At 56.9% G+C, this 26979-nt stretch carries 28 protein-coding genes; 16 read left to right on the top strand and 12 right to left on the bottom strand.

Annotation, left to right across the window (positions count from 1 at the left end):
• Nucleotides 1–11: 11 nt before the first annotated feature.
• From KP705_RS02060 to aroB, 3 genes are all read right to left on the bottom strand, one after another.
• Nucleotides 12–575: a GtrA family protein gene (locus tag KP705_RS02060; RefSeq protein WP_046899808.1), complete on the bottom strand. Its 564-nt coding sequence runs from the start codon at nt 573–575 to the stop codon at nt 12–14.
• 145 nt (nt 576–720) lie between these two features.
• Entirely contained in the window at nt 721–1860 is a 1140-nt protein-coding gene (locus KP705_RS02055; protein ID WP_046899807.1) for an OmpA family protein, read from the bottom strand.
• Between the two features lie 319 nt (nt 1861–2179).
• Nucleotides 2180–3862: a 3-dehydroquinate synthase gene (aroB, locus tag KP705_RS02050; RefSeq protein WP_215763904.1), complete on the bottom strand. Its 1683-nt coding sequence runs from the start codon at nt 3860–3862 to the stop codon at nt 2180–2182.
• A gap of 62 nt (nt 3863–3924) precedes the next feature.
• Here aroB and KP705_RS02045 point away from each other — a divergent pair, with 62 nt between their 5' ends.
• Genes KP705_RS02045 through KP705_RS02035 form a run of 3 tightly spaced genes read left to right on the top strand, consistent with a single transcriptional unit; the run spans nt 3925 to nt 6272 of the window.
• Nucleotides 3925–4311 carry a hypothetical protein gene (locus tag KP705_RS02045; protein ID WP_215763903.1) on the top strand — a complete coding sequence of 129 codons (387 nt, stop codon included), beginning with the start codon at nt 3925–3927 and terminating at the stop codon, nt 4309–4311.
• A 17-nt stretch (nt 4312–4328) separates the two neighbouring features.
• A complete protein-coding gene (locus KP705_RS02040; RefSeq protein ID WP_046899805.1) occupies nt 4329–5237 on the top strand; it encodes a tyrosine recombinase in 909 nt (302 codons plus the stop codon).
• Nucleotides 5238–5297: 60 nt separating this feature from the next.
• Nucleotides 5298–6272, top strand: a complete 975-nt coding sequence (locus tag KP705_RS02035; protein ID WP_046899804.1) for an acetyl-CoA carboxylase carboxyltransferase subunit alpha — start codon at nt 5298–5300, stop codon at nt 6270–6272.
• Nucleotides 6273–6321: 49 nt separating this feature from the next.
• Here KP705_RS02035 and KP705_RS02030 read toward each other — a convergent pair whose 3' ends face one another.
• The gene (locus tag KP705_RS02030) at nt 6322–7086 is read right to left on the bottom strand and encodes a molybdopterin-binding protein (protein WP_046899887.1); all 765 of its coding nucleotides are present in this window, start codon (nt 7084–7086) and stop codon (nt 6322–6324) included.
• A gap of 100 nt (nt 7087–7186) precedes the next feature.
• Here KP705_RS02030 and KP705_RS02025 point away from each other — a divergent pair, with 100 nt between their 5' ends.
• Nucleotides 7187–8080 (top strand): SMP-30/gluconolactonase/LRE family protein, encoded by an 894-nt coding sequence (locus KP705_RS02025; protein ID WP_215763902.1) that lies wholly within the window; start codon nt 7187–7189, stop codon nt 8078–8080.
• A 42-nt stretch (nt 8081–8122) separates the two neighbouring features.
• On the opposite strand, the gene KP705_RS02020 is transcribed toward KP705_RS02025, so the two are convergent.
• A complete protein-coding gene (locus KP705_RS02020) occupies nt 8123–9136 on the bottom strand; it encodes a bifunctional GNAT family N-acetyltransferase/(deoxy)nucleoside triphosphate pyrophosphohydrolase (protein WP_215763901.1) in 1014 nt (337 codons plus the stop codon).
• On the bottom strand, nt 9133–10245 hold the full coding sequence (locus KP705_RS02015; RefSeq protein ID WP_046899802.1) for a Rieske 2Fe-2S domain-containing protein: 1113 nt from the start codon (nt 10243–10245) through the stop codon (nt 9133–9135). The genes KP705_RS02020 and KP705_RS02015 overlap by 4 nt, the downstream gene beginning before the upstream one ends.
• A gap of 261 nt (nt 10246–10506) precedes the next feature.
• Here KP705_RS02015 and KP705_RS02010 point away from each other — a divergent pair, with 261 nt between their 5' ends.
• Complete coding sequence (locus KP705_RS02010) at nt 10507–12921, top strand: TonB-dependent receptor (protein ID WP_064273899.1); 2415 nt, start codon at nt 10507–10509, stop codon at nt 12919–12921.
• Between the two features lie 40 nt (nt 12922–12961).
• On the opposite strand, the gene bla is transcribed toward KP705_RS02010, so the two are convergent.
• Nucleotides 12962–13849: a class A beta-lactamase gene (gene bla, locus KP705_RS02005; RefSeq protein ID WP_215763900.1), complete on the bottom strand. Its 888-nt coding sequence runs from the start codon at nt 13847–13849 to the stop codon at nt 12962–12964.
• Entirely contained in the window at nt 13846–14802 is a 957-nt protein-coding gene (locus tag KP705_RS02000) for an ATP-binding protein (protein WP_080951399.1), read from the bottom strand. Before KP705_RS02000 ends, bla begins: the two co-directional genes overlap by 4 nt.
• Before the next feature lie 17 nt (nt 14803–14819).
• Here KP705_RS02000 and yajC point away from each other — a divergent pair, with 17 nt between their 5' ends.
• Nucleotides 14820–15164, top strand: a complete 345-nt coding sequence (yajC, locus tag KP705_RS01995; protein WP_046899799.1) for a preprotein translocase subunit YajC — start codon at nt 14820–14822, stop codon at nt 15162–15164.
• A gap of 95 nt (nt 15165–15259) precedes the next feature.
• Here the strand turns inward: yajC and KP705_RS01990 are convergent, their stop codons facing one another.
• The gene (locus tag KP705_RS01990; RefSeq protein ID WP_046899798.1) at nt 15260–15868 is read right to left on the bottom strand and encodes a superoxide dismutase; all 609 of its coding nucleotides are present in this window, start codon (nt 15866–15868) and stop codon (nt 15260–15262) included.
• A 71-nt stretch (nt 15869–15939) separates the two neighbouring features.
• The gene (locus KP705_RS01985; protein ID WP_046899797.1) at nt 15940–16812 is read right to left on the bottom strand and encodes an NAD(P)-dependent oxidoreductase; all 873 of its coding nucleotides are present in this window, start codon (nt 16810–16812) and stop codon (nt 15940–15942) included.
• A 79-nt stretch (nt 16813–16891) separates the two neighbouring features.
• On the opposite strand from KP705_RS01985, the gene msrP reads away from it, so the two are divergent.
• Both msrP and msrQ read left to right on the top strand, forming a co-directional pair.
• A complete protein-coding gene (gene msrP / locus KP705_RS01980; RefSeq protein ID WP_046899796.1) occupies nt 16892–17836 on the top strand; it encodes a protein-methionine-sulfoxide reductase catalytic subunit MsrP in 945 nt (314 codons plus the stop codon).
• Entirely contained in the window at nt 17823–18470 is a 648-nt protein-coding gene (msrQ, locus tag KP705_RS01975; RefSeq protein WP_052750015.1) for a protein-methionine-sulfoxide reductase heme-binding subunit MsrQ, read from the top strand. The genes msrP and msrQ overlap by 14 nt, the downstream gene beginning before the upstream one ends.
• Here the strand turns inward: msrQ and KP705_RS01970 are convergent.
• Both KP705_RS01970 and KP705_RS01965 read right to left on the bottom strand, forming a co-directional pair.
• Nucleotides 18442–19020 carry a hypothetical protein gene (locus KP705_RS01970; RefSeq protein WP_200898308.1) on the bottom strand — a complete coding sequence of 193 codons (579 nt, stop codon included), beginning with the start codon at nt 19018–19020 and terminating at the stop codon, nt 18442–18444. The two genes, msrQ and KP705_RS01970, sit on opposite strands and share 29 nt — an antisense overlap.
• Nucleotides 19017–19622, bottom strand: a complete 606-nt coding sequence (locus KP705_RS01965) for an NYN domain-containing protein (RefSeq protein ID WP_046899794.1) — start codon at nt 19620–19622, stop codon at nt 19017–19019. The genes KP705_RS01970 and KP705_RS01965 overlap by 4 nt, the downstream gene beginning before the upstream one ends.
• 205 nt (nt 19623–19827) lie before the next feature.
• Between KP705_RS01965 and rpoZ the strand changes: the two genes are divergently transcribed.
• The 8 genes from rpoZ to frr all read left to right on the top strand — a co-directional run bounded on the left by rpoZ (nt 19828) and on the right by frr (nt 26972).
• A complete protein-coding gene (rpoZ, locus tag KP705_RS01960) occupies nt 19828–20223 on the top strand; it encodes a DNA-directed RNA polymerase subunit omega (RefSeq protein ID WP_046899793.1) in 396 nt (131 codons plus the stop codon).
• Between the two features lie 38 nt (nt 20224–20261).
• Entirely contained in the window at nt 20262–22562 is a 2301-nt protein-coding gene (locus KP705_RS01955) for a bifunctional (p)ppGpp synthetase/guanosine-3',5'-bis(diphosphate) 3'-pyrophosphohydrolase (protein WP_046899792.1), read from the top strand.
• 4 nt (nt 22563–22566) lie between these two features.
• Entirely contained in the window at nt 22567–22971 is a 405-nt protein-coding gene (gene acpS / locus KP705_RS01950) for a holo-ACP synthase (RefSeq protein ID WP_046899791.1), read from the top strand.
• Nucleotides 22972–23011: 40 nt separating this feature from the next.
• Nucleotides 23012–23827, top strand: coding sequence for a signal peptidase I (gene lepB / locus KP705_RS01945; RefSeq protein WP_046899790.1), 816 nt, complete (start codon nt 23012–23014; stop codon nt 23825–23827).
• A complete protein-coding gene (gene rnc, locus KP705_RS01940; protein ID WP_046899789.1) occupies nt 23824–24558 on the top strand; it encodes a ribonuclease III in 735 nt (244 codons plus the stop codon). Before lepB ends, rnc begins: the two co-directional genes overlap by 4 nt.
• A 25-nt stretch (nt 24559–24583) precedes the next feature.
• The gene (era, locus tag KP705_RS01935) at nt 24584–25471 is read left to right on the top strand and encodes a GTPase Era (protein ID WP_046899788.1); all 888 of its coding nucleotides are present in this window, start codon (nt 24584–24586) and stop codon (nt 25469–25471) included.
• A 126-nt stretch (nt 25472–25597) separates the two neighbouring features.
• Entirely contained in the window at nt 25598–26335 is a 738-nt protein-coding gene (gene pyrH, locus KP705_RS01930; RefSeq protein WP_086634455.1) for a UMP kinase, read from the top strand.
• A 70-nt stretch (nt 26336–26405) separates the two neighbouring features.
• Nucleotides 26406–26972 (top strand): ribosome recycling factor, encoded by a 567-nt coding sequence (gene frr / locus KP705_RS01925; RefSeq protein WP_046899786.1) that lies wholly within the window; start codon nt 26406–26408, stop codon nt 26970–26972.
• Nucleotides 26973–26979: the final 7 nt, after the last annotated feature.

The following is a 26979-nucleotide window of genomic DNA, read 5'->3' as shown; positions in this document are numbered from 1 at the left end:
AAATGTGCGCCTCAGGGCGCCTTGTGCTCAAAGGGTTCCATGGTTGGTTGTGGAATAGGCATTTGAGGTTCCGGGTCAGGAGAGGTCAGCCCCGCCGCCGGGATCTCCACAGCCATCTGCATGAGTTCCATTGGGGTTTCGGGAATTTTGGCTCTGAAAACCAGGCGCCTGGACAGGTTGAAATTGGCCATCATCCCGCAACCTGCACCAATCGCGAGCGCCGTAACAGGGTGGTGCACTGTGAAGGGCACGAAGGCGTAAAGCAGGAAGACTGCTCCGCGGTTCAGAAGGAACCCGAAGGAATTTGCGATCAGGAACCGGAGCCACTGAAGGATCAGATGCTGATTATCGGCCGCCGAGGTTCGAAACGTCCACGCGCGGTTCAGAATCCAGTTGACTGTGGCGGCAACAAAATAGGCTGCAATGGTTGCAGCGATGAGGCCAATTTCTGGCCGCAAAGCCTCCACGCTTCCCCAGTCTACGAAGAAGCCGAATGCTCCAACGACGCCAAATCGAAGGAACTGATCAATCACCTGCGGGCGTGAACGTGGGTAGAAAATTCGGGTGCGTCGCAAGTGGACATCTCCGGAGGGGCTGTGGGTATTGCTCTAGCGTGTGCAGATTTAGGCTGCAAAGGCTCTGAAACAGAAAAAGGCGCCCCGAAGGACGCCTTTTCCAGAAACCCGGAGCCCGAGGGCTCCGACGTCTTTTCAAACTGAATTACTTCAGGATGATTTCGACGCGACGGTTCTGCGGCTCGCGGGTGTTCGGGCCGGTCGGAACCAGTGGCTTCTGCTCACCGTAACCATGGATGTCCACAGCAGCTGCCGGAACGCCATCACGGATCAGCTCAGCCTTAACGCTCTGTGCGCGGCGGAGGGACAGACCCATGTTGTAACGCTCACCGCGCGGGCCCGGGTGGGCAGCGGAGTTATCGGTGTAGCCGTTAACTTCGATGCGTGTCGTCTGGACGTGCGTGGAAGCCTGAGCTGCCTGAGCAACGATCTCACGGGCGCGGCCCGTCAGGTCAGACTTGTCCCAGTCGAAGAACACGAGGTACGTACGAGCTGGCGTCGGAGCCGGCGGAACGATAACCGGAGCCGGCGGCGGCGGCGGCGGAGCCGTGTCGAACGCATAACGCAGACCCAAGATGAACTGGTGCGAGAAGCGTGGGTCGAAGTTCACGTTGCCCTTGTGAACGCCAGAGCTGTTGTAAGCCGTGGAGCGGTACGGGCCATCAGCAAACTGCTGACCGATGAAGCGGTATTCGGTCGTGACAGCAAGACCCGGAACGCCCGGAATGTCGTAAGCTGCACCGACGATACCCTGGTACGCGAAGCTGCCCTGCGTGCCACCGATACGGTTGACGGAACCATTGGCATAGTTCGTCGTAATCGGGTTGTAGTGCTGCCACAGGTAGCCAGCGCCAACACCAACGAACGGCGTGACAGGAACGTTCAGGCCGAAGTGGGCCAGATCGATGTCATACAGGACGTTGACGAAACCGCCATAAGCCTGGTCAGAACCGTTCGTAGAGCCACGAACTGCCGTCGGCGTGCGGTGGTTGATCTGGGAGTAGTTGTACACACCCTCCACTTCAACGCGCAGACCGTTGCCGAAGCCCCAGCCGAACGAACCGAAGCCCGTGAAGCCGTCCTTGTGGCGGAGGCGTGAGCTGCTAGCGTTGTTGCTAGACGTGCCGTCAGCCTGTGTGGTTGGTGAGAAGCGGCCGTGCTGCTGCTGAACCAGGTTGTAACCACCGCCGATGTTGACGTACGGGCCGGTGATCGTGCTGGCCATGGCGAGCGACGGTGCGGCGACCATCGACGTCATGGCAAGGAGTGCCGTGCGGAGACGCATGTTTTCGTCCTCTTAGTGACTAACGTTTCGAGCCGTTGGCAAAACTGCTTCAACCAACGGACCCAGCGCGATGCATAAGCGCATATAGATCGGGGAGTTCCCTCGGACAAAGCCAGACAGAGCCTTCCAGACCTACTCGGGTGGAAGGAGTGACAAAAAAGTCACATTTCATTCCGCCCGCTTCACGATCTACGCCTCGCGTCCTTGCTGCCATAGCTGAACACTTGCAGGGACGCCAGAGTCTTCCGGGAAATTCAGCTGCTCAAATGCAGTTAAAAAACAAAAAGTTAGGCTGAACCATAAAGGACTGTAACGGTCCTTATGGTTTGCAGCCTTCATTTATCAGCAAGTTACGGACGGTATCCATGGGAACGTCACGACTTGTGAATGCTTTGCCAATACCGTGCAGGAGGACAAAGGAAATTTTCCCGTCTTGCATTTTCTTGTCCCGAGTCATGTGATCGAGAAGTATCTGCGCTGAGAAGGGAATATCGAACCAGTCAAAGCTAACCGGCATTCCGAGGCTGCGTAGATGAGCATCCAGACGGGAAAGGTCTTCAGCGGGCGCATATCCAAGCTGAACAGACAGTGCCATCGCGAGATGCAACCCTATGGAAACGCCTTCGCCATGTAGGAGACGTCCGTCATAACCAAGCTCTGCCTCAAGGGCGTGACCAAAGGTATGACCAAGGTTTAGCAAGGCGCGACCATTCAGCTTTGCCTGTTCGCGCTCATCTGCTGCGACGACTGCAGCCTTGAAAGTACAGGCATGTCGAACGGCTTCTGCGAGAGCCGCTGGATCCCCATCAAGAACATATCGCCCGTTGGTTTCGCACCATGCAAACAGGTCAGGATCTGCGATCAGGCCTGACTTCACAATTTCGGCATAACCCGCAATCCGCTGCCTGCGCGGTAGAGTCGCGAGTGCGGAGTTGTCTGCGAGAACGATGATGGGCTGATGGAATGCGCCAATCAGATTCTTGCCGGACGGGGAATTGATGCCGGTTTTTCCGCCGACGGAACTATCCACCTGTGCGAGCAGAGTCGTGGGAATCTGGATGAACGGGATTCCGCGCAAGGCTGTTGCGGCTACGAAACCGGCCAGATCGCCAACAACACCACCACCCAGAGCGACAATTGTTGTGCCACGCTCGATTCCCAGTGACAGGAGACGCGTCATTACGTCGCCATAGCAGTGAAGGGATTTGCTCTCTTCACCTCCAGCCACGGAGATGACGTCTGCCTGAATGCCTGTTTCCTGAAAGGACAGAAGCAGACGGGGCAGATGGAGGGCCGCCACGGTATCATCCGTGATCACGACCACTCGCTTCTGGCGCAGATATGGAGCAACCCACGCCCCCGCACGTGAGATCAGATTCGGCCCGACCAGAACATCGTAGCTGTGCTGGGTCAGAGCGACAGGAACTTTCTGTGGATGTTGGTATTCTGCGAGGGTTTCACGGACGCGTTGCACGCCTTGCTCCACGGTTTCGTCTCCGCAATCAATAATGATGTCTGCTTCCGCATAGACAGGGTAACGAACGCCCACCAGCCGGGTCATGACCTCTTCCGGGCTGCCTTGAGCAAGCAGAGGCCTGCCGCCGCGGCCCTGAACGCGTCTGAGCAGAACGTGCACAGGCGCGCGAAGCCAGATCGAGACGGCATGTTTGCGAACAAGGCGGCGCGTCTGGGCGTCCATCCATGCTCCGCCACCCGTGGCGAGAATGCAGGGAGGGCCTTTGATCAGGCGCTCGATGACCCGGCGCTCGCCAGCACGGAAATAGGCTTCTCCGTGACGGGAAAAGATTTCCGGAATCGTGCAACCTGCGGCGCGTTCGATTTCTGCATCCGCATCAACGAAGGGCAGGCGGCAGACCTGCGCCAGGCGGCGGCCTACGGTGGTTTTTCCAGCTCCCATCATGCCAACCAGAACAACAGTGCAGGTCGGGACGGGAAGAGATACCGCCGGATCGGCGGAAAGTGAGGGTGGCAGAGGTGACATGCTCTGCTACCTATCATAGGAGAGGGCATCACGTCCTGCCCGCACTTTGAGACCTGAACATAATGGCACAATCTGATCGTTCATCTTCCCGTCTGCCCATGATTGCTGGAGCTGGTGCTCTGGTTCTGGTGGTAGTGCTGGGGGGACTTTTTCTGCGTCTGGGGATGGGGGTTGTCCCGCCTGAGCAGACACAGGTTCACAAAGAGCTGCCAGCGGCGATGTTCGCTACGTCCGGTTCTGCTGCTGCGGCTCTCCCGGCGATGCCGCCGGTTCCGACCGCAGGAGCTGCTCAGCCTGCGCCTGTTCCGGCTCCGGTTGCTGCGGCACCCGTGGCTCCAGCCGCTCCCGCTCTGACGCCATCCACGCCGCTACCCACAATGCCGGCACCCAAGCCTGCTCCTCTGCAGGGAGCGGCTGTTCCGGCGCCTGCTGGCGTTCCCGCGCACTGATCAGGCAGGCCTGACGCATGTCAGAGGTGGTTGATCGGCATGTCGAGGCATTTCTTGAGATGCTTGCGGCAGAGCGGGGCGCAGCTCTGAAAACGCGTCAGGCCTATGCCTCTGACCTCGCGGATTTTTCCCGTCATTGTGCTCCAACGTCTTTGGCGCAGGCGGCGGGGGAGCAGGTCAGGAGTTACCTGACATCACTGTCCCAGGCTGGGATGGCTGCCCGTACGGCAGCGCGTAGACTGTCCTGTCTCAAGCAATTTTATCGATTCCTGATGTTGGAATCGATTCGGTCCGATGATCCAACGGATCGCCAGCAGGCTCCGAAAGTCAGCTCCTCTCTTCCTCGTCCTCTGGATGAGAAAGAAATTCGACTGCTTCTGGAAGAAGGCACCAGAGGGCACGACAGTGAACGGCGTGATCTGCTGTCCCGTGCGGCTCTTGAACTGCTTTACACAACGGGCCTCCGAATTTCAGAACTTCTGTCTTTGCCCGCGACATGTGTGAAGGCAAAGGGGGCGATGCTTCTCGTGAGAGGCAAAGGTGGCCGTGAGCGGTTGGTTCCTCTGTCTCGCAGTGCGCGGGAGGCTGCTGAAGCTCTGGTTCACTATGACCGGGACTTGGGAAGCCCGTATCTTTTCCCGGGCAGAAATCCTGACAAACCATTGACCCGGCAGGGGTTCGACAAAATTCTGCTGGCCTGCGCGCTAAAGGCGGGAATTGACCCTGAACGTGTGAGCCCGCACGTGCTCAGACACTCCTTTGCCAGCCACCTTCTGGCTCATGGCGCGGATCTGAGAGCGCTTCAGATGCTGCTGGGTCATGCGGATATCGCGACGACCCAGATTTACACACAGGTCATGGCGGAACGTCTGAGGCAACTCGTGACGGCGCATCACCCACTGGCGAAAATCCAGTCTGGGGACTGATCTGCCCCGTAAAAAACCGGGGGGCTATTTCCGGATGCGTTGCCGTGCTATCCGGCAGCCATGCGCCAATTCCTAGATTTCGAGAAGTCGGTCGCCGAACTCGAGACCAAAATCGACGAACTCCGCCAGATGGGCAGCCAGGAGAAGGACTCCGGCACCAGCGGCATCAACATCGATGACGAGGTTGCCCGTCTTTCTGACAAGGCGGACAAACAGCTTCGTGCAACCTATGCAAAGCTTACGCCGCTGCAGAAGGTGCAGGTTGCCCGTCACGCCCAGCGCCCCAAGGCTCTGGACTATGTTCGTCTTCTGACAACAGATTTTACGCCGCTGGCCGGAGATCGTGCTTTCGGAGACGACAAGGCCATGATTGGTGGTCTTGCCCGATTCCGTGGTGAGCCGGTTGTCGTGGTTGGGACGGAGCGTGGTCACGACACGGAAACGCGTCTGCTTCATAATTTTGGCATGGCCCGCCCAGAAGGTTACCGGAAGGCACAGCGCCTTGTGGAAATGGCCGGCCGTTTCGGGCTGCCGATTCTGAGCTTCATCGATACAGCTGGAGCATGGCCTGGTATTGATGCTGAAGCACGCGGCCAGGCCGAGGCCATCGCGCGCTCAATCGATATCTGCCTCAAGGCTCCTGTTCCCCTTATTGCAACCGTGATTGGTGAGGGTGGTTCCGGTGGTGCGATTGCTATCGGCGCGGGCGATCGTGTTCTGATGCTTGAGAACTCGATCTACTCCGTTATTTCCCCTGAGGCCGCAGCATCCATTCTCTGGCGTGATCCTAAGCTGGCTCCGGCCGCTGCTGAAGCTCTGAAGCTGACAGCTCAGGATCTTCTGGGGCTTGGCCTGATTGACCGGATCATTCCTGAACCGGTCGGTGGGGCGCAGCGCCTTCCAGATGACGCCGTGCACGCGGTGGGTAATGTGATTGCCGAAGAGCTTCTGGAGCTTCAGAAGCTGACAGGCCCGGCTCTGGTTCAGAAGCGGCGGGACAAGTTCCTGGCCATGACCCGTGGGTCTCTGAACTGATACAAAACAACCGCTGCCCTTCGGAGCAGCGGTTGTTTTTTTAGACCTCCTAAGCTTTATGCGGCGGATCACCACTGATTGGATCACGTCCATGCGCCATGATCAGGTCATGCAGGAGAGAGCCTGCACTCTTAACTGCTGACGCATCGTATCCTTTGGCGACGAGAGCTGTGCCCGTCGTGCCGTTCGTCAGGCCGTATGGGTAGGAGCCCAGATCAATTCCCGGGAACTGTTCCTGCAGACGGCGCAGATCATCCGCGAAGTCACCCTCTTTCAGCCCCGCGGCATGCCAACTGACGGACGTCAGGGGCGGTCCTTTCTCCATCTGGGGCACCAGCGAGTCCACCATGGCTGCGAAAATGGACGGGACCCCGGCCATGACGTGCACATTCCCGATGCTGAAGCCGGGCGCCGCCGAAATAGCGTTTTCGATGGGGGTTGCGCCATCCGGGAGCATGGCCATGCGCTGACGGGCTGCGTTGAATTTTTCTTTCCCCATAATGGCTTCAAGCTTCTGGAATGTCGGCTCGTGCCGGAGCAGGGGAACCCCCATGGCTTTGGCGATACATTCAGCCGTGATGTCGTCATGGGTAGGGCCGATGCCGCCGCACGTGAAAATTACATCGAATCGCTCCCGACATTCTGTGACGGTTCGGATGATGTGGTCTTCGATATCCGGAATGACACGGACTTCGAGAAGCCGGATACCCTGGGCATTCAGCGCACGCGCCAGAACCTGTGTGTTGGCGTCCTGTGTGCGACCGGAAAGGATTTCGTTGCCTATGACGAGCAGGCAGGCGTTTTTTTGAAGCATGAGTCTCGTCCTGATAGTCTGGGGACCAAACGTAGCGCGTTGTGCCGCGTTGTCGAGCAGGGTCGGACGTCTGGCCATGCCCATTTCAAACAGGACACCCATGAGCACTCTGAAGCACCATCTCCCTGAATGTATTCTCGATCTGCGTGCAACGCTGGGTGAGGGACCCGTCTGGAGTGAGGCTGAAAAGTCGCTTTATTTCGTCGATATCATTGCCGCCAAGGTTCATCGCTTTACGCCGGAAACAGGCGATCACAAGACATGGGATGCTCCGGACCGTCTGGGCTTCCTGCTGCCTGTTGCAAACGGAACCTTCCTTGCAGGCTTACGCGACGGGCTGCATGGCTTCGACCCGGAGAGCGGAGACTTTGAAGCTGGCCCCAGGATTGAACCTGACATGCCAGGGAACCGTTTGAACGATGGTTGTGTGGATCCGCTGGGCCGTGTGTGGTTTGGCACGATGGATGATGGCGAAGAAGAGCCGACTGGCTCCATCTACCGTGTGGTTCATACGGAAGACGGTTTGAAAATCACGCATCATACCGAGGGGTATATTGTCTCGAACGGTCCGGCTGTCTCGCCATGCGGGCGTGTCCTGTATGTTTGTCATAGCCCGAAACAGACGATCTATGCCTTCGATGTTGATGAGAACGGAGATCTCTCGAACGAGCGTGTTTTTGCCACGCTGACAAAGGGGTATCCGGACGGAATCGTCACGGATAGCGAGGGCAATCTGTGGTGTGGGACCTGGGGAGGCGGTCGCGTCGCGCGCTTCCGTCCCGATGGCACAGAATTGCCATCCATTGATATGCCCGTAACGAACGTGACGAAGGTTGCGTTTGGCGGGGATGATCTCAAGACGGTCTTTGTGACAACGGCGCGCAAAGGTCTGGATGACGATGTTCTTGCCAGGGAGCCACAGGCCGGATCGCTGTTTGTGTTTCGTACAGACATCGCCGGTGTGCCGCAGAACCAGTTCCAGCTGAACGATTGATCCTTAACAGGCAGCCGGAATGATTGAAGCGGTTCCGGTTGTTTATCCCAGAAGTTCCTGAAGGAGTGGGATGAGTGGTAGATCCGGATCTGGCATTGGATATTTTGCCAGATCGGCTGCCTCCACCCACGCCAGTGCCTGCCCTTCCCGTGGGGCAGGAACGCCGCGCCACCGCCGCACAACATACAGTGGCATCAGAAGATGAAATGGGCCTGCATTTTCACTGACGAAGGTGAAAGGGGCAAGGCAGGCTCCTGTCAGATCGACATCCAGCTCCTCTTTCATTTCCCGGATGAGAGCCTGTTCCGGTGTTTCGTCCCGCTCGACCTTTCCGCCCGGAAATTCCCAAAGCCCAGCCAGACGTTTCCCTTCGGGACGGCGCGCAAGAAGAATACGCCCCTGCGCATCCAGCAGAGCTGCTGCGACGACCAGAAGAGTCCGTGGTTTGCGTGTTGGTGCGGGAGAGGGCGGTTGATCTTCCAGTGCAGCCGAAGGAGCCGTTTCAGCGGGCGCCGGTGTGTCGAGCTGAAGGAAGGTCGACCGCGTTAATTCGTGCACAATGATGGGACATTCGGTCCCGCGTGACACAAAGCGACGGCTTGAACGGCCAGTTTCCCGAAAGCCAAGTTTGCGAAGGACGGCGGAGGATGCGGGGTTATCAACCGCGACGTCTGCCGTGAGCTTCTCAAGCTTGAGCACCTGAATGGCCCATTCCGTGACGCGTCGGGCCGCAGATGTTGTCATGCCCTGTCCCCATGTAGCGGGGGACGCCCAGTACCCTAGAGAAGCAGAACGCTTGTCGTCCGACAGGACCAGCCCGACAGCTCCCAGAAGAACGCCGTCGCGCGTGATGGCAAAGTGATGAGCGCTTCCCCGGGCACTGTCCTCCAGCGTGGAGGCAATCCATTTCTCAGCAAGGTCACGCGGGTAAGGGAAGGGGAGACGACTGAGCATGCGGACCACGCTCCAGTCGTTCACGAGGCGATGGACGGCTGGCGCGTCTTCCGGGCGAAGGGGACGTAAAAGAAAATCCCCCGCTTTCAGTTCAGGTGTCATGTCGGCCTTGTTGTATCCTGCTCCTCAGGAACACCGCAACGTGCCAACAGTCGGCGCAGCGTATTGATGACAGGGAAAACTTCCTGATTGTGGTCTCCGCCCAGTTCGTTCCAGGCAGCCTGTTCGAGTTCCACGATATCACGGTCTTCCTTAAAGATCCGTTCCGTAAAGGCGACAAGGAAAGGCCATGCCATATCCAGCACAACGCCGACTTTCGGCTTGCGCACCGAGAGGAGGCCGAAAACGCGACAGGTTTTCTCTTCTGCATCCTGCGGCACATAGACGATCCACAGATCCATGACGGGCGGTTCTTCACCCGTGGCGATCCTCAGGGTTTGATAAGGATACTCTGTCCGGATCGTCATGACGTCGCGGTGAGCGTAGCGCTCGCTTGCGTCCCGACGTTCACCGAAGATCAGCGCTTCGCCCCAGGGTTGCTTGCCGCTTGTCCGTGCGAAGCTGTAGCGGGCCTCTACGAGAGTGGGCTCATCTTTGCCACCAAGAAAGCGGGGCTTCATCTGGCCCATCTGCTTCATGTGCATGAACTGATGGTTCATATCCATCAGGTTCTCATGCATAAAACTGTAATGGCAGGCGACTTTTTTGCCGAAACGGCGCGTCTTGTACGCGGGATCACGAACTGAGCCGAGCGCGGGGAAGGGCGTGGTTTCTGCTTTTGCCGGATCGCCCGGGAAAATGAAGATCAGGCCGCCTTCTTCCCGGCAGGGATAGGTTCGTACACCGTTCGGAAGCTTGTTCTTGCCCAGATAGGGGACATCAATGCACCGACCTGATCGCCCGTAGGCCCAGCCATGATAGCAGCACTGTACCGCTTCACCACTGACACGGCCGAGGCTGAGCGGGACCTGCCGGTGGGCACAGCGATCTTCCAGAGCGAATACACTGCCATCCAGAGGGCGAACAAGCGCAATGGGCTGCCCGGCGTAGCGTGTGCCTATGGTTTTTCCGCTTTTGAGCTCGTGAGACCACGCGACAGGGTACCAGTAGTCCGGGTTGGAACGGATACGCCGTAGGTCCGCATTGTGTCCTTGGGGCTCTGGAGAGACGCTGCTGACAATATCAGCTTCTTCTAAGGTACTCTGCGACATGGATATCCCGATCCTGAGTAAAGACGGGCCTTCAAAAGGCATGTTTTCTAAACGAGCCTAACAGGCAAAGGGTTCTCGCAGGAAGAGGGCAGGATGTATCAAGGCAAGTCGCGTCATTTGCGCAACATGAGGCAGGAAAAGCACAGGCTAGATGTCATGGAAACATCATCCTGAGCCTCAGAGGCTTTGCCTATGAGTATTGCTTGGCTAGGACACCGCTTCCTTTCTTCTTGCCCTTATGTTCCCGGAGTATTGGCCTCAGTGCGCACGAAACCCCTGCTTCTGTCTTCCATTGCACTGTTGGCTATTCAATCGCAGGCACACGCTGCTGAGACGACAAAACAGGTCGCTTCAGGGCATCGGCATGTGCCATCACGGCATGGCGTGGCATCACCGGCAGTAAGCTCGACGGTGCCTGCTCAGAAAACAGCTGTTCCAGCGAAGCATTCACAGCGGACGAATCTGGAATCCCGTTCAACGGAAAGCGTTTCGGTCACGGCTCGCCAGTTGACGGGTCGAGATGCGGAGCAGGCTGTTTCGAAGGCCGTCATGCGCCAGTTTGTGCCGGGAACCAGCCCCTACCGTATGCTGGACCGGATGCCGGGGGTCAGCTTCACATCCACGGATCCATTCGGAATCGATAGCTTCGGCGCCAATCTTTACGTCCGCGGGTTCTTCATGAACCAGATGGGTGTGACGGTTGATGGCGTGCCCCTGAATGATCAGACTTACCAGTCCGTCAGTGGCATGAGCCTTGCTTCGGCCATTATCCCGGATGATATCCAGTCTATGCGGATGTCTCAGGGGGCTGGGTCCGTCGAGCTACCATCCACAAACACGCTGGGTGGAACAATCCAGATCGGGTCGTCTGACCCGAACGACAAGCGTGGCGGCAAGATCAGCCAGTCTTTCGGCAGCTATAATTCTTATCGCACCTATGTTCGGCTGGATTCCGGTAAGCTGAACAGCTCAGGCACGAAGTTCTACACGTCCTATGCCCGTACCGACGAGGGCATGTGGATGGGCAGTGGTGACCAGTTCATGCAGCAGGTTGATGCCAAGCTTGTGCAGCCCATCGGGCAGCGCAGCCGCATGTCTGCCTTCTTCAACTGGTCCAGCCTTGCTCAGTGGAACTACCCGGATACGTCGGTCGGGATTTTGAAAAATCTTGGATGGCGGACGCCGCATCTCTATCCGAATTATGGTCTGGCCTACGGCATTGCAAAGGGTACGGCAGCGCTTCCGGCTGGGTATGGTGGCGTGCCGGGTATCGATGGCTCCGAAATCGCTATGTATGATGGCGGTCAGGCTGAAACCAATTACATGGGCGGCCTGCACTTCGATCTGGCTCTCACGGATAACCTGACCTGGAACACAACGGTCTACGGTCATAGTCAGACCGGCTATTACAGCTATACGGACTCCGAAGACCCATCCCCGAACGGTGCGCCATTCTCTGAAGAAGTCTGGCAGAACCGTCAGGAACGCTACGGTCTTGATACGAGCCTTCGCTATAAGTGGGGACGGCACACGATCGAGGGTGGGGTCTGGTACGAAAACAACAACCAGCAGGCTGGCCTATTCAATTACCAGCAGCCGGTGCTGGGTGAGGGCGCCCCGCTCAAAGCGGTCGGGCCTTATGACGTTTATGGAAAGGCCTTTCTGGAAGGGTATAACTTCCAGTGGACGACCAACGTCATGCAGTTTCACCTTCAGGATAGCATCCGCCTGACCGAAGGTCTGACACTTCACGCCGGGTTCAAGTCCATGGTCGCGACGACCTCTGGTGGCGCGAACTACAATAACGCGGACTGGACCGGCTCGGATGAACTGCCGAATGGTTCGCTAACGGCTTCTCAGGCCTTCCTGCCGCATATCAACCTAGACTGGCACATCAACAACCACCATGAACTGTATGTGGATGTGGCTGAGAATATGCGCGCCTATGAAGTCTCGGCCTATGGTGTGGCGAATTCTGTTTACTCGGTTGAAGATCAGGCGACCTTTCAGGCGCAAAAGAAGTCTCTCGAACCTTCCAAAGCCTGGGTCTATCTGGGTGGATACCGCTACACGTCCAAGTATCTTCAGGCCAATGCAACCGTCTATCATGCCAGTCTGATCCATCCGATCCTGGCGGCGGCTGTTGGCTCTCTGACCAATCCGGTGTCCCAGGTGATCGACTTCGGTCATATCTCCATGACGGGTGCCAATGGCGATATCACGCTGACGCCGATCGAAGGTCTGAGCATCAGCAATAACCTGAGCTACAACAAGGGTACCTACGACCGGGACGTCGATACGGCGGGTGGTTTCTACGCGCTGGCGGGCAAGAACATCGTCAATTACCCGGCCTGGATGTACAAAACGTCCGTCTCATATACCTGGAAGGGTGCGACGGCGCATTTCGATGCCAACTACTATAGCCGCCGTTACTACAGCTTCATGAATGATACGTCCGTTGGTGGATACTGGCTGGCGAATGCCGGGATGCAGTACCGTTTCGGCAAGCTGAGTGTGCTGAAAGACGTCACGGCGAGCTTCAACGTCTATAATCTGTTCAACACGAAATACATCGCCATGATGGGCCAGAACGACAATCCTGCGACGGGCGATTATCAGTCCATGGAACGCGGAGCCGTTCGTGAGTTCTTTGGAACGGTCAGCGCATCGTTCTAAGTATGTTCAGAGGCTGGGAGACACAGGTCTCCCAGTTTTTTTAATGCCGCTGTAGCCAGTCGGGGTCTGTTGCACGATGAGCGATATCGGCAAACCAGCCCTCTTTCTCTGATTGAGGAACAGAATATCCTGCTGCATAGGCGGCTACGAGAACGGGCTTGCCTGTCGGGGGAAGCAGGATCGCCACGTCGCCGGACGCGGCCCGTTCCACAGCTGGATTGTAGCCGGGTTTAACAGTCCATGTTCCGGTCTTGTGACCAATGCGCCATCCTTCTCTCAATCCGGCCGGCATACGTTTTGGACCGGTTGTGGTGGCCAGGAGCCATTTGAGAAGCTGCGCCTGAGAAGCCGAACTCAGATTGTTGCCATAGAGCGTGTTCTGAAGGTTTGAGACCATGGCGCGTGGCGTGGTGGTGTCTCGCAGATCCCCCATCGGAACACGGTTCAGCGCCGTTTCATAACGATCCACTCTTGTCACTGGGTCATGATGATCGCGCAGCCAGTGTGTGAGGGCCGCCGGGCCGCCAAGCCTCTTCAGAAGGAGGTTTGCGGCGGTGCTGTCGCTCAGTGAAACTGTTGCAGCGCAAAGTTCGCCAACAGACAGACTGGCGTGCGCTGTTTTTGAAGCCGCGAGAGCGTCTTTGACCGCCGGGGACGCGGCAATAAGATCCTTGCGGCTGAAGGCAATCTCTCGACCCAGGTGTTCACGGCCGTAGTCCGTCCGTGACAAGGTGGCAGCAGCCAGCAACCATTTGAATGTCGAGCACATGGGCAGGTGCATGTCCGGGTTTTCACCGAGTGTTCGGTTCGTTTCCAGATCCAGTGCCCACCATCCGGATTGCTCCTGCTCGCGGGGTTCTGCTGACGCAATGTGTGGGAACGTAGTGAAGGCGGAGGTGGCCCCTGCGAGAAAAGAACGGCGTTTCATGAGTTTGGAATACCGAGGTCTGCGCTCAGGTCATCAATGAACTGCGCCGCGACACGTCCAGAACGACTGCCGCGCGTGAGAGCCCACTGAAGCGCTTTGCGGCGAAGGTCTTCTGGCGAAACAGGAAGCTTGCGGGCTGCGGCATAAGTCTGGACGATATCCAGATATTCGTCCTGACTGGCGCCATAGAGGCCGATCCAGAGGCCAAAACGGTCTGATAGGGAGACTTTCTCCTCAATGGCTTCAGACGGATTAATGGCACTTCCGGTTTCGTTCTCAATCATGTCACGCGGCATGAGATGGCGGCGGTTTGAGGTTGCATAGACCAGAACATTATCCGGACGTCCGCCGATACCACCATCCAGAACGGATTTGAGGGATTTGTAGTCAGCGTCCTGGCTTTCGAACGACAGATCATCGCAGAAGAGGATGCAGCGGCGATCCGTCGTGCGCAGAACGGCCAGAAGTTTCGGCAAGGTGGAAAGCTCGTCACGCTGGATTTCGATGAGCGCGAGCGTCGGCTGTCCCTTGGCGCGCTGCTCGGCGTTCACCGTGGCAATCGAAGCCTTCACCAGCGAGGATTTGCCCATGCCGCGAGCGCCCCAGAGCATCACGTTATTGGCCGTGAAGCCTTCTGCGAAATGACGTGTGTTCGTCATGACCTGTGAAATCTGTCGCTCAATCCCCCGAAGCAGTGAAAGGGTAACGCCGGAAACCTTCTCAACCGGAGCAAGCGTTCCCATCGCGGCCTGCCAGATAAAGGCATCATGGTGCTTCAGAATATCAGCACTTGGCGGTTTGGGGCTCATGCGTTCGAGGCTGTCTGCAATACGTTCAAGGACGTTGAGCAGGGCGTGATCGGTCATGGAATTCGCTTTGTGCCAGTGATGAAGGAAGCGCCCGTCCTTGACGGGGAAACTCCGGACGATATGGTCCCCGCACGTTTCACTCAAGACTGGACCAATATTCCATGAGCAGTCTGTTCATTTCTTCCGCACAGGCCGCCGATGGCGGTGGGCTCCTCGCGAACCCGACGGTGCTTCAGTTCGCCCCGATGATCTTCATCTTCGTGGTTTTCTATTTCCTGCTAATCCGTCCGCAGCAGCAGCGTCAGCGCAAACTCCGTGAAGAACAAGGCGCTCTGCGCCGTGGTGACAAGATTGTGACGGCTGGTGGTATCGTTGGCATCGTGCAGGCCACGCGTGATGGTAGCGACGAAGTTGATGTCGAAATCGCTCAGGGTGTCCGTGTGAAGATCGTTCGCACCACGATCACGAACATCGTGTCTCGCGACAAGGCTGCAAACGACTCCTGATCGGGTCGTAAGGCATTAAGAAAAACGCCCCGCCGGGAGACCGGTCGGGGCGTTTTCCGTTTTCAGGCTGTCTGAAAAGCTACTGCCTGAAAAAGTCAGGCAGACTTCAGTTCAGCTTCTGCAAACTCATAGTTCGCCAGCTTGTCCAGATAATTGGTGATGTAATCCGGACGGCGGTTGCGGAAGTCGAGGTAGTAGGCGTGCTCCCAGACGTCGAGGCCGAGAAGAGCCTTGCCCTGACCTTCGGCAAGCGGGTTGGAGCCGTTGGCCGTCTTCGTCACGGCAAGCTTGCCGGACTTGTCGAGAACGAGCCAGGCCCAGCCGGAACCGAACTGCGTCGTGGCAGCCTGCTTGAATGCGGTCTTGAAAGCATCCACGGAGCCGAAGTCTTCCGTGATCTTCTTTTCAAGCGATGTCGGCAGCTTGCCACCTGTTGGGGACAGGTTCTTCCAGAACAGGATATGGTTCCAGTGCTGGCCGGCATTGTTGAAAACCGGGGCAATGTCAGACTTGCCATGAGAGAACGCGATGATCTCTTCAAGGGACTTGCCAGCCAGTTCCGGCTTGCTTTCGACGAAGCCGTTCAGGGCTGTGACATAGGCCTGATGATGCTTGCCGTGGTGAAGTTCCAGGGTCTCCTGGCACATGCCAGCGCCTGCGAGTGCGTTGGCGGCGTAGGGCAGTGAGGGCAGTTCGAAGGCCATGATGTTACTCCTTGGCAAAATGAAGAAGTCACTCTCTCAGGGATGAGGGGGGACCACTGTCATAATCGATCTCATTTATGAGGCGTGTTGGCAACGCTATGTTCCATCGCGCCGATGAGAGCTGAGTAGTCCTCGTCAGCGTGCTGGCGGTTGGAAAGGCCCAGAGCCTGATCGGCTATGGCCATGGCAGGCATGAAGGCACCTACTTTACGTCCCGCATCAATCAGAAGGCCCATGTCCTTGGACATCAAACGCGTCGGGAACTGGGATGGGAAGGACTTGTCCTGACCCATTTTCAGTTTGCGCTTGTGATGGGGGCTGACAACGGCGACCTGCTGGAGTGTATCGAACAGGACATCGCGGTCGATACCCGCTTTCAGGCCGTAGCTCACACCTTCGGCAATGACATTGAGCGTGGCACCCATGACGCCATTCACGACGAGTTTAAGCCGCGCGGCAGAGCCAGCAGGCCCGGCGTGGATTGTCAGCTTGCCAACGACATCCAGAATCGGCTTGGCGCGTTCGACAGTTTCGGCATCTCCACCAACCAGCATGACCAGATCGCCGGTTTCGGCTTCGGGTGTACTGCCGGACATCGGGGCGTCCAGAACGACAAATCCGTTTTCTGCGGCGATCTTGGCAAGAGCCAGTGCTTGCTCGGGAGACACTGTTGACGTGTCGAGCACCAGCTTCCCTTCTGAAATGCCCGCAAGCATTCCATTGTCCCCCTGAAGGGACTGATTTTCAGCCGCATCGTTAGGAACGCAAAGGATGATGACGTCGGCAGCCTCTGCAATGGCGCGGGGGGAGGGAAGCATCTCCGTCTCGTCTTTGCCGCCGGAGGGCGCAAAGGCCACGACGGAATATCCGGCACGGCGGAGATTGGCGCCCATCCGCTGGGCCATGGCGCCGTAGCCGATAAAACCGATTTTCATATCGGGCATGCAAACAGGCTCCTTACGATGCGTTGCTTCAGTTCACGCACTATGGCTGCCAGAGTTTCATTCAGATCGGAAATTGATCATGGCGATTTTTCGCTATCCATGTCCTGCACCATCGGAGATCACCCCAAAAGAGGTTTATCTTTCTCGCCGGGGAATGCTGGGGGGGAGTGCCATGAGTCTCATGGCTGCTCTCGCTGGGACGGCTGAAGCGGACGCTCTAAAAGCACATCCTGGCCCTTATTCGGGCGGCCTCACGCCCACGCCGGAAGAATTCGTAACCGGGTACAATAATTTTTATGAATTCGGGATGGAGAAGGATGATCCTGTTTCTCATGCAGGTGATTTCCACCCACTGCCGTGGACACTCGAAATCTCAGGGATGGTAAAAAAGCCTCAACACATTGATGTTGGAGCACTGTTGAAATCTTCCGACATTGAAGAGCGCATTTACCGCATGCGCTGTGTCGAGGCGTGGTCCATGGTTATCCCGTGGGATGGCATTCCGCTGGCGAAGCTTCTGGCATTGGCTGAGCCTGACAGCAATGCTCGCTATGTTGCTTTTGAAAGTGTTGTCAGGCCCTCTGAAATGCCGGGGCAGAGCAGTGCATTTTCAGGAATTTCATGGCCCTATGTTGAGGGTTTGAGGCTGGATGAGGCCATGAACCCACTCACATTGCTGGCCGTCGGCATTTATGGCGAAAGCCTGCCCAACCAGAATGGTGCTCCTATCCGGCTTGTTGTGCCGTGGAAATATGGTTTCAAGGGAATTAAATCCATCCAGCGTATCCGTCTGCTGGATCGGCAGCCCCCGACGACATGGAACCGATTGGCGCCAGACGAATATGGCTTTTACGCCAACGTCAATCCGCAGGTTGACCATCCGCGATGGAGCCAGGCGAGTGAACGTGTCATTGGCTCCAAGACTCTCTTTGGCACGAAACGTCAGCCAACACTGATGTTCAACGGCTATGCCGAGCAGGTCGCCAATCTCTATAAAGGCATGAACCTGCATGAAAGCTTCTAGAGTATCAGGGAAAAGCACTGCTTTTTTACGGAGATACTGGCACGTCGTGCTTTACCCCTTTGGTCTCATTCCGGCGGCCTGGCTGGTCTGGCAGGGACAAAACGGAGAGCTTGGTGCTGATCCAGTCAATGTCTTTGAGCGCAGCTTAGGTCTTTGGGCTTTCCGGTTCCTGCTGATCTGCCTTGCGCTCGCTCCGATGCAAAAAATTATCGGCATCAATCTGCTAAGGTTCAGGCGGTTGACCGGATTGTTAGCGTTTTTCTACGCTGTAATGCATCTGGCCTCTTATCTCGCGCTGGATCTGCAGTTTGATATTTCGATTTTCTGGCGAGATGTAACGCGGCGCCCATTCATCATTTTGGGAATGGTGGCGCTGGTGCTGCTTCTGCCGCTTGCCGTGACATCAAACCGCATCTCCATGCGAGGGCTCAAGCGAAACTGGAAGCGGTTGCATCGACTGGTCTATGTCGCTGCCGTTCTGGCAGGCATACATTTCTTTCTCTCGTTCAAAACGCTGAACAGCACGACTGCCTTTTATCTCACGGTAATGGGGCTAGTGCTGCTGACAAGAGTGCCAGCGCTTGTGAGCGCTGGCAGGCGCGTGTTCACGCACTCGGGCGCAAGGCGCTCCTGATCTGCGGAATAAGCTTTATCAAAGCATTTTTACGCTGAGTTAGAAGATCGGGGTCGGCCTCTTCAGAGAGGGGGTGACATGCATCGGCAAGCAGGAGCCCGTCTGGCAAACGTGTAATTTCGCCAGGCCGGAAGTCGAGCCGCGTCAAGGGAATACCGCACGCACCAAGGACAGCAATGTGAGCACTTATGCCCAAAACCAGGACAAGGCGCAGTTGCCCCATGTCCTGTAATTCGTCGCATAGTGCGGCACTGCAGGATTCCATATCGGCCGGAAGAGACACCTGCTGCGGAGGCAGGTGTCTGGTAACAGACGTGATGCGCGCCCGAATGAGAAGCGGATCATGTTTGTCTTCAGTGAAACAAATGCCCTGTGCTTCCAGAAACGGCACAAGGGCTTTGGTGGCTCTTTCCGGATCGAGGCAGACAACCAGCAACTCAGCCGTAAGTGGTCCAAGCCCTTCCTTTAAAGGAAAAGATGGGTGGACCTCTGAACGAACAGGTGAGTGACCGTCTGATGGTGTTGAACCGGAAGAAGCCTGAGGCGTCATGTATCGCTGCTCTCGTCACTGTTGATGTCTGCTGGATGACGAACCGGCGGAGCCTGACGAGGCCTCGTTTCTGACTGGCGCCGGGTGAAGGACGGAGCAATATCAGCCAACTCCACGAAACGGTCAGCCTGTCTGCGCAGGTCATCGCCGATCATGGGCGGGGTCGAGCGCATGGAAGAAATGACAGTTACGCGTACGCCACGGCTCTGTGCGGCTTCAACAGCACGACGCAGATCCGAGTCGCCACTGATGATGACGGCGTGATCCAATCTGGAGGACTGCTCAAGCAGGTCTACGGTGAGTTCGACATCCATATTCCCCTTGATACGGCGTCTTCCTGAATGATCCGTAAACTCGCGGGCGTTTTTCAACACAAGATGGTAGCCGTTGTAGGCCAGCCAGTCTGTCAGGGGGCGAAGTGGAGAATAGTCGTCCGTCTCAGGCATGGCGGCGTAATAGAAGGCGCGCTGAAACTGGCTCTGGCTTTCAAAGAGACTGCGAAGGCTACGAAAATCTACTTCAAATCCAAGGTTGCGTGCAGCGTGATGAAGGCTCGCGCCATCGATGAAGAGAGCGGTGCGTTCGTTTTGACGCAAAATCATATGATATTCCTGGTTGTAAAATGTGTTGTCTCGCCTGACAGAGACAGGCCCCAACGATAGAACATGAAACGATTCAGCCAGCATGCAAGTTTGGTCAGGATTGTGGCAGAAAAGCGGGGCTGCGTTGCATTGGCATGAACAGCATGCTAATGCCAGCCTCTTCTGTATTCATTTTCTATAGTTTTACCCGAAGGGGGCCAGTCGCATGGCGCGTGTAACCGTCGAAGATTGCATCGAGAAGGTTCCAAACCGTTTCGAGCTGGTTCTGCTGGCTGCCCAGCGTGCCCGCGCACTCTCTCGTGGCGAAGAGATGCTGCTCGATCGTGATAACGACAAGAACCCGGTCGTTGCACTTCGTGAGATCGCTGAAGACAAGCTGAACCTTGGTGGCCTGCGTGACGGTATCATCCGTTCGCTCGCCCGCGCTCCCGAGCCGGAGCCTGTGGACGAAGAAGTCATGGACATCATCCCGACGGACCAGAACATTTTTGGTCTGCAGGATGTTTCTGCTGAAGAAGAGCACGCTCACATGGCAGACAACATGTCTGCCGATGAAGCTGCTGCCATTGAGGCGGAGCTGGGTGGCCGGGGCCGCCGCTGATTTTCTCTGCTTTATCCTGACTGAGGGGGGTATGCTTCATGCCTGACGCATCTCCTCCTGTTGAGCGCACCGCTGTCGCGACGGGAGACTTTAAACCTTCCATCAGCGGGCTGCTCCGTCGGATCGAGAGTTACGATCCGACGGCCGATCTATCCCGCGTCGAGGCTGCCTATGATCTGGCAGCCGATGCTCATAATGAGCAGCGGCGGGATAACGGCGACGCTTACATCACTCATCCGATTGCTGTTGCCAATATTCTGGCAGGTTTCAGGATGGACACGACGTCCATCATTGTGGGGCTACTGCATGATACGGTTGAGGATACGGGCGTTTCCTGTGCCTCCCTGAAAAACCGATTTGGCGAAGACGTTGCATCCCTCGTCGATGGTGTGACGAAGCTGACGCGGCTTGAGCTGCAGTCTGACCGGACGAAGCAGGCGGAAAACTTCCGTAAGCTTGTGCTGGCCATGTCGCGGGATATCCGCGTCCTGATCGTCAAGCTCGCCGATCGTCTGCACAACATGCGGACGCTGCATTATGTGCAGCGTCTGGACCGGCGGCAGCGTATTGCCCGTGAGACCATGGATATCTATGCGCCGCTCGCCGAGCGCATTGGTATGGACCGGGTCAAGACGGAGCTTCAAAATCTTTCCTTTGCCCAACTTGAGCCGGAAGCGGACGCCACGATCCGTGCCCGTCTGAACTTCCTGCGCGGGCAGGGCGCAGACATCATCGAACACATCCGCAAGGAGCTGATTGCTCTTTGTGCGGAAGCTGGTCTCGACAAGGTCGAAGTAACCGGGCGCGAAAAATCTCCCTTTTCAATCTGGGAGAAGATGCAGCGACGCAATGTGGCGTTCGAACAGCTTTCGGACATCATGGCGTTCCGTCTGCTCGTTCCAACTCGTGATGCCTGTTACATGGCGTTGGGTGCCATTCATGGCGCCTATCCGATGATTGCCGGCCGCTTTAAAGATTATATTTCCACCCCAAAGGCCAACGGCTACCAGAGCCTGCATACGGGGGTGACACTCCGTCACCCGCGTAATCAGAAGATTGAAGTGCAGATCCGCACGGCGGAAATGCACGATCTTGCTGAAAACGGCGTGGCCTCGCATTGGGCCTATAAAGAAGATGCGACGCCAAGCGAGCGTGAAGCCGCAGCGCTATCTTCGGCTTTTGGCGCCGGTAGCCGGAAGCTGCGTTGGGTGCAGGATCTTCTGGACATTCTGGAAGACAGCCAGGCCCCGGATGAGTTTCTGGAAAATACCAAGCTTGAACTCTATCAGGACCAGGTTTTCTGCTTTACGCCCAAAGGGCAGTTGATCTCGCTTCCCCGGGGTGCAACGCCTGTCGACTTTGCCTATGCCGTGCATAGTCAGGTGGGCGATACCTGCGTCGGAGCCAAGGTGAACGGGCGGCTTCTGCCGTTGCGTCATGAGCTCCAGAACGGTGATCAGGTCGAGATCATGACGGCTCGTGGCGGTACACCGTCGCCGTCATGGGAACGGTTTGTTGTTACGGGCAAGGCTCGTGCGCGCGTGCGCCGGTTTGTGGCCGCACAGCAGCGTCAGGTACATCTGGACAATGGACGTGCAGCCATTGCCAAGGCCTTCCGTCAGGAAGGTGTGGATGGCTCCGAAAAAGTTCTTGATGGAATCCTTAAGGAGCTTCGGCAGAGTTCCATCGAAGATCTCTATGTGGCTGTCGGGAACGGGCAGTTGGGTCCGAAGGATGTGGTCAATACCGCATATCCGGATCTGCGACAGAATGGTCGGGCGCCTCGGATGGTGCCGGGTCTGTCACCGCGCTTTGGTCAGTCGCTTCTTTTGGGGGCGGGAAGTACATCTGCGCGTCCGGCGCCAGTTGTTCAGTCGACGAATATCCTCAAGGGTATTGGAACGGGGATTGCGACCAGTTTTGCCGGATGCTGCCGTCCGCTGCCAGGTGACCCGATTGTTGGCATCATCGCGCAGAGTAAGGGGGTGACAATCCATCGTCGTGGATGCCAGAACCTGTCGAGTTTTGCAGATACGCCAGAGCGCTTCATTGAGGTGGACTGGGATTATGAGGCGCTCGGAAGACGTAAGGATGCGGTTCCTTACACGGCGCGCCTGTCGGTTATTGCGGCAAATGAGCCCGAAGTTCTGGCGACCCTGACCAATACCGCAGCCAAATATAATGGCAGCGTCATCAACCTCAAGATTGTGAACCGTCAGCTCGATTTCATGGAAATCCTGGTTGATCTTGAAGTTCGCGACTTAAGGCATCTCTCGTCACTTATTGCCGCGTTCCGGACTGCCGTGGGTGTGATGCAGGTGGAGCGTGCGAAGGGATGACGGCGTGATTCTTGGCATGGGAACAGACCTGTGCATGATTTCCCGCATCGAACGCAGCATTGAACGGTTTGGAGATCGCTTTCTTGACCGGGTATTTACGGAAGCCGAGCGTAGTCATGCCGAGCGTCTGTCTGGTCCGGCCCGAACGGGAAGCTATGCCAAGCGTTGGGCGGCCAAAGAAGCGTGCGTCAAAGCTTTGGGGACAGGGGTGGCTGACGGTGTGCAGCTCCAGGACATTGGGGTTCTGAACGATAAAAAAGGCGCTCCAAGGCTCGTTCTTTCCGGCGGAGCTCAGCTTGCTTTGGAGCGTCTGACGCCATCAGGATGTCGGGCAGACGTCCTTGTGAGCCTGACGGATGACCCTCCCTTTGCATTGGCGCAGGTCATCATTCAGTCTGTTAGGGTTTGAAGCGCTCGCCATTGCGGGCAAGCTGCGTTAAGAGCGTCCCATGACTCAGGAGAAAAGCCCCGTGAAGGGTTCAGAGAAGGCTGGTGCAAAGCCGGCGGCCCGTGAAGAATCTCTGGGAGAGAGCGTGCGCTGGCTTGCCCTTATGGTGCTGGCCGTCGTCGCTGTGCGTTCTCTGGTGTTTGAGCCGTTCAATATTCCCTCAGGCTCGATGATCCCGACCTTGCAGATCGGTGATTTCGTTCTGGTATCGAAATCCAGCTACGGCTATTCACGGTTTTCGTTTCCGTTTTCGCCCAATCTCTTTCACGGACGGATCATGGGCTCTGAGCCGCATCGTGGCGATGTGGCTGTTTTCCGGTTCACCCAGAATACCTCCGTTGATTACATCAAGCGGATTGTCGGGCTGCCGGGTGACCACATTCAGATGACGGGCGGAAAGCTCTTCCTTAATGGAATTGAAGTGCCGCGGACGTCCCTGGGGCATTACGAGGTTGTCGACGAAAATAACCGTCTGCTGAGCGGTGACCGATATCGGGAAGCGCTGCCTGGGAGTGCCGGGCGCCCTCCTGTTGAGCATGATATTCTCAAGCTGACGGATGAAGGCTTTGCCAACGACACGCCAGAATATGTCGTGCCGCAGGGTTATTTCTTCGCGATGGGGGACGACCGGGACGATAGCGCTGACAGTCGTTTCCAGGGCGATGGCCCGGATGATCTCGGCTACGTCCCGATGCAGAACCTTGTTGGGCGTGCGCCGCTTGTTCTGTTCTCCATGGATTTGCGGCATCCGGCATGGCAGTTCTGGTACTGGCCGGTCGAAATTCGCTGGAACCGTTTTCTGCATCCTGTCACATGAAACTTTCACAGGAAGAGGCCATGGAGGCCATGGAGCAGGCGCTCGGTCATCGCTTTGCGAACCGGGATCTGCTCGTGGAAGCTCTGACGCATCGTTCTGCGGTCAGTGGGCGTGATCCTCGTCGTGGCAAACGCACGCAGGGCCCTAAGGGAACCGGTTCGAATGAGCGACTGGAATTCATTGGAGACCGGGTGCTGGGCCTTCTGATGGCAGAGTGGCTGTTCGAACACTATCCGCTGGAGCAGGAAGGCGCGCTGGGTCCGAGGCATGCGCATCTTGTTTCCCGGCCGGTTCTGGCCGAAATCGCGGATAACATCCATTTGTCTTCGGCTCTGACGATTTCACCGCATGAAGAGGCCGCCGGTATTCGGCGCCTGTCCAGCATCCGGGCAGATGCCATGGAAGCGCTGTTAGGTGCTCTTTATCTGGATGCCGGGCTGGAGCCTGCACGGCGTGTCGTCCGTCAACAATGGGAAGGGCGGATTGACAGTCATGCCCGGCCTCACAAGGAGCCCAAGACCCTGTTGCAGGAATATCTCCTGTCCAAAGGGCTTCCGCTCCCGAAATATGAACTCCTCGCCGCAGAGGGGCCGTCTCATGCGCCAGTGTTTCGTGTGGCCGTTCAGGCATTTGGCCTGACGGGGCATGGAGAAGCAGGCAGTAAGAGAGTGGCCGAAAGTGCGGCGGCAATAGATCTTCTGAAACGTCTTGGTCAGAACGTAGCGTCGTGAGGCGCATGTGGAAAAGGATTGGTACATGACCACACGCTGCGGTTTCGTGGCCCTTGTCGGGTCCCCGAATGCTGGAAAATCAACACTTCTGAACCGGATTGCCGGTGCCAAACTGTCGATTGTGAGCCCCAAGGCTCAGACGACACGCTTTCGCACGCTGGGAATTGTGGTTCGCAACAATGCTCAGATCATCCTTGTGGATCTGCCCGGTATTTTCAAGCCGCGCCGTCGGCTTGACCGGGCCATGGTCAACGCGGCTTGGACGGGATCCCAGGATGCTGATCTGACGCTTCTGCTGATCGACGCCAAGGCTGGCCTGCGGGATGATGTCCGTGAGATTATTGGCAAGCTCGCGGGAAGTGGCAAGAGAGTCTGGCTTGTTCTGAACAAGACGGATCTTGTTGGTGCTGAAGAATTGCTGCCGCTGACGAAGGATGTCAGCAGCCTGATCAGCGTTGAATATGTGTTCATGCTGAGCGCCCGTTCCGGAGACGGTGTTGATGACCTGATGGATCATCTGGCACGTGAGCTGCCGGAAGGCCCGTATCTCTATCCGGAAGATGATCTGACGGATCTTCCGGATCGTCTTCTCGCGGCTGAGCTGGTGCGCGAACAGATCTTCATGCAGACGCATGAAGAGATTCCATATCAGGCAACTGTCGAGACCGAAAGCTTCAAGGAGCGCCCCGATGGATCAGTGCGCGTAGAAGTTACAATCTACGTGTCACGCCCGGGTCATAAGGCGATCCTGATTGGCGAAGGGGGCCATAAAATCAAATCCATTGGCGCACGAGCACGAATGGAGCTTCAGGGCCTACTTGAGCGAACCTGCCATCTTTTCCTGAACGTCAAGGAGCGGGCAGGCTGGGATGAAGAGAAGGCACGCCTGAGGGCGATTGGCCTCGAAGAGTAACAGGGTGGAAACGCTGTCAACGGGGCTTTTCATAAGAAGCCTCGTGTCTGACATCGCTTGTTCCCAGCCCTCTGCGTCTGTATGACAGGCGCAAAGTCACCACAAATCCAGCAAGAGACGGGCACGATGACCGAACAACGAGACAAAAGCCCCTCCTACAAACGTGTTCTGCTCAAGGTGTCAGGTGAAGCCCTGATGGGTAAGGGCTCGGGTGGAGTGGACCCGGAAATGGTGGACATGGTCGCCGCCGATATCGCCGCAGTTGTGGCGTCTGGTGTGCAGGTCTGCCTCGTTGTCGGTGGTGGCAACATTTTCCGTGGTCTGTCTGCGGCGGCACGTGGCATGGATCGTGCGCAGGGTGACTATGCCGGTATGCTGGCAACAGTCATTAACGCACTGATGCTCCAGAACGGCCTTGAACGTCAGGGGCTTGAAACGCGCGTCATGACGGCCATTCAGATGGCCGCGATTGCCGAGCCCTATATCCGCCGTCGGGCAGTTCGCCATATGGAGAAGGGGCGCGTTGTCATTTTTGCCGCAGGGACAGGTAATCCATACTTCACGACGGATACAGCTGCTGCCCTGCGTGCCAATGAAATGGAATGCGACGTCGTGTTCAAGGGAACGCAGGTCGATGGCATCTATTCCGATGATCCGCGTCGTAATCCTGATGCCGTGCGTTATGATCAGTTGACGTACATGGATGTTCTGGCTCGTCAGTTGAATGTCATGGATGCCGCAGCGATCAGTCTTGCCCGTGAAAATAAATTGCCCATCGTGGTCTTCAACATGCATGCTCCGGGCGCGTTTGCAGCCGTTGTGCGTGGTGAAGGTCGCTTTACACGGGTTATCGAAGCAGGCTGATCGCCTCATTTTTAACGAACCTTTCAGGATATTCTCCTGAACTTCCGTTGATTCAGAAAGGAACAGCTTAATGTCTGCTGACCTGAAAGACCTGATGGCTGACCTCACGCGCCGTATGGATGGTGCGATTGAGAGTCTGCGTCGTGACCTCTCTGGCCTGCGGTCTGGTCGTGCCAGCCCGAACCTGCTGGAGCCGATCCGGGTTGAAGCCTATGGCTCCGAAGTGCCGCTTTCTCAGGTGGGATCTATCGCTGTTCCGGAAGCCCGGATGCTGACGGTTTCCGTCTGGGATCGTACGCTGGTTGGTGCAGTGGAACGTGCCATCCGTGATGGTGGCTTGGGTCTTAACCCTGCTGCTGACGGTCAGACGATCCGCGTTCCTATTCCGGTGCTGACGGAAGAGCGTCGTAACGAACTGGCGCGTGCAGCCAATCGTTACGCCGAAAACGGTAAGATCGCTGTACGTGGTGTTCGTCGTGACGGCATGGAACAGACGAAGTCGCTCGAAAAGAAGGGTGACATCAGCCAGGACGACATGAAGTCCTGGACGGATTCCGTGCAGAAGCTGACAGACCAGTACGTCAAGAAAGTTGACGATATTCTCGCGGAGAAAGAACGCGAGATCAAACAGGTCTGATACCTTC

This window comes from Gluconobacter sp. P1D12_c (assembly GCF_018812105.1).
Classification (GTDB): Bacteria; Pseudomonadota; Alphaproteobacteria; order Acetobacterales; family Acetobacteraceae; genus Gluconobacter; species Gluconobacter oxydans_A.
Note: the sequence above shows the minus strand (reverse complement) of the source record. Positions and strands in the feature narration are given on the sequence as shown.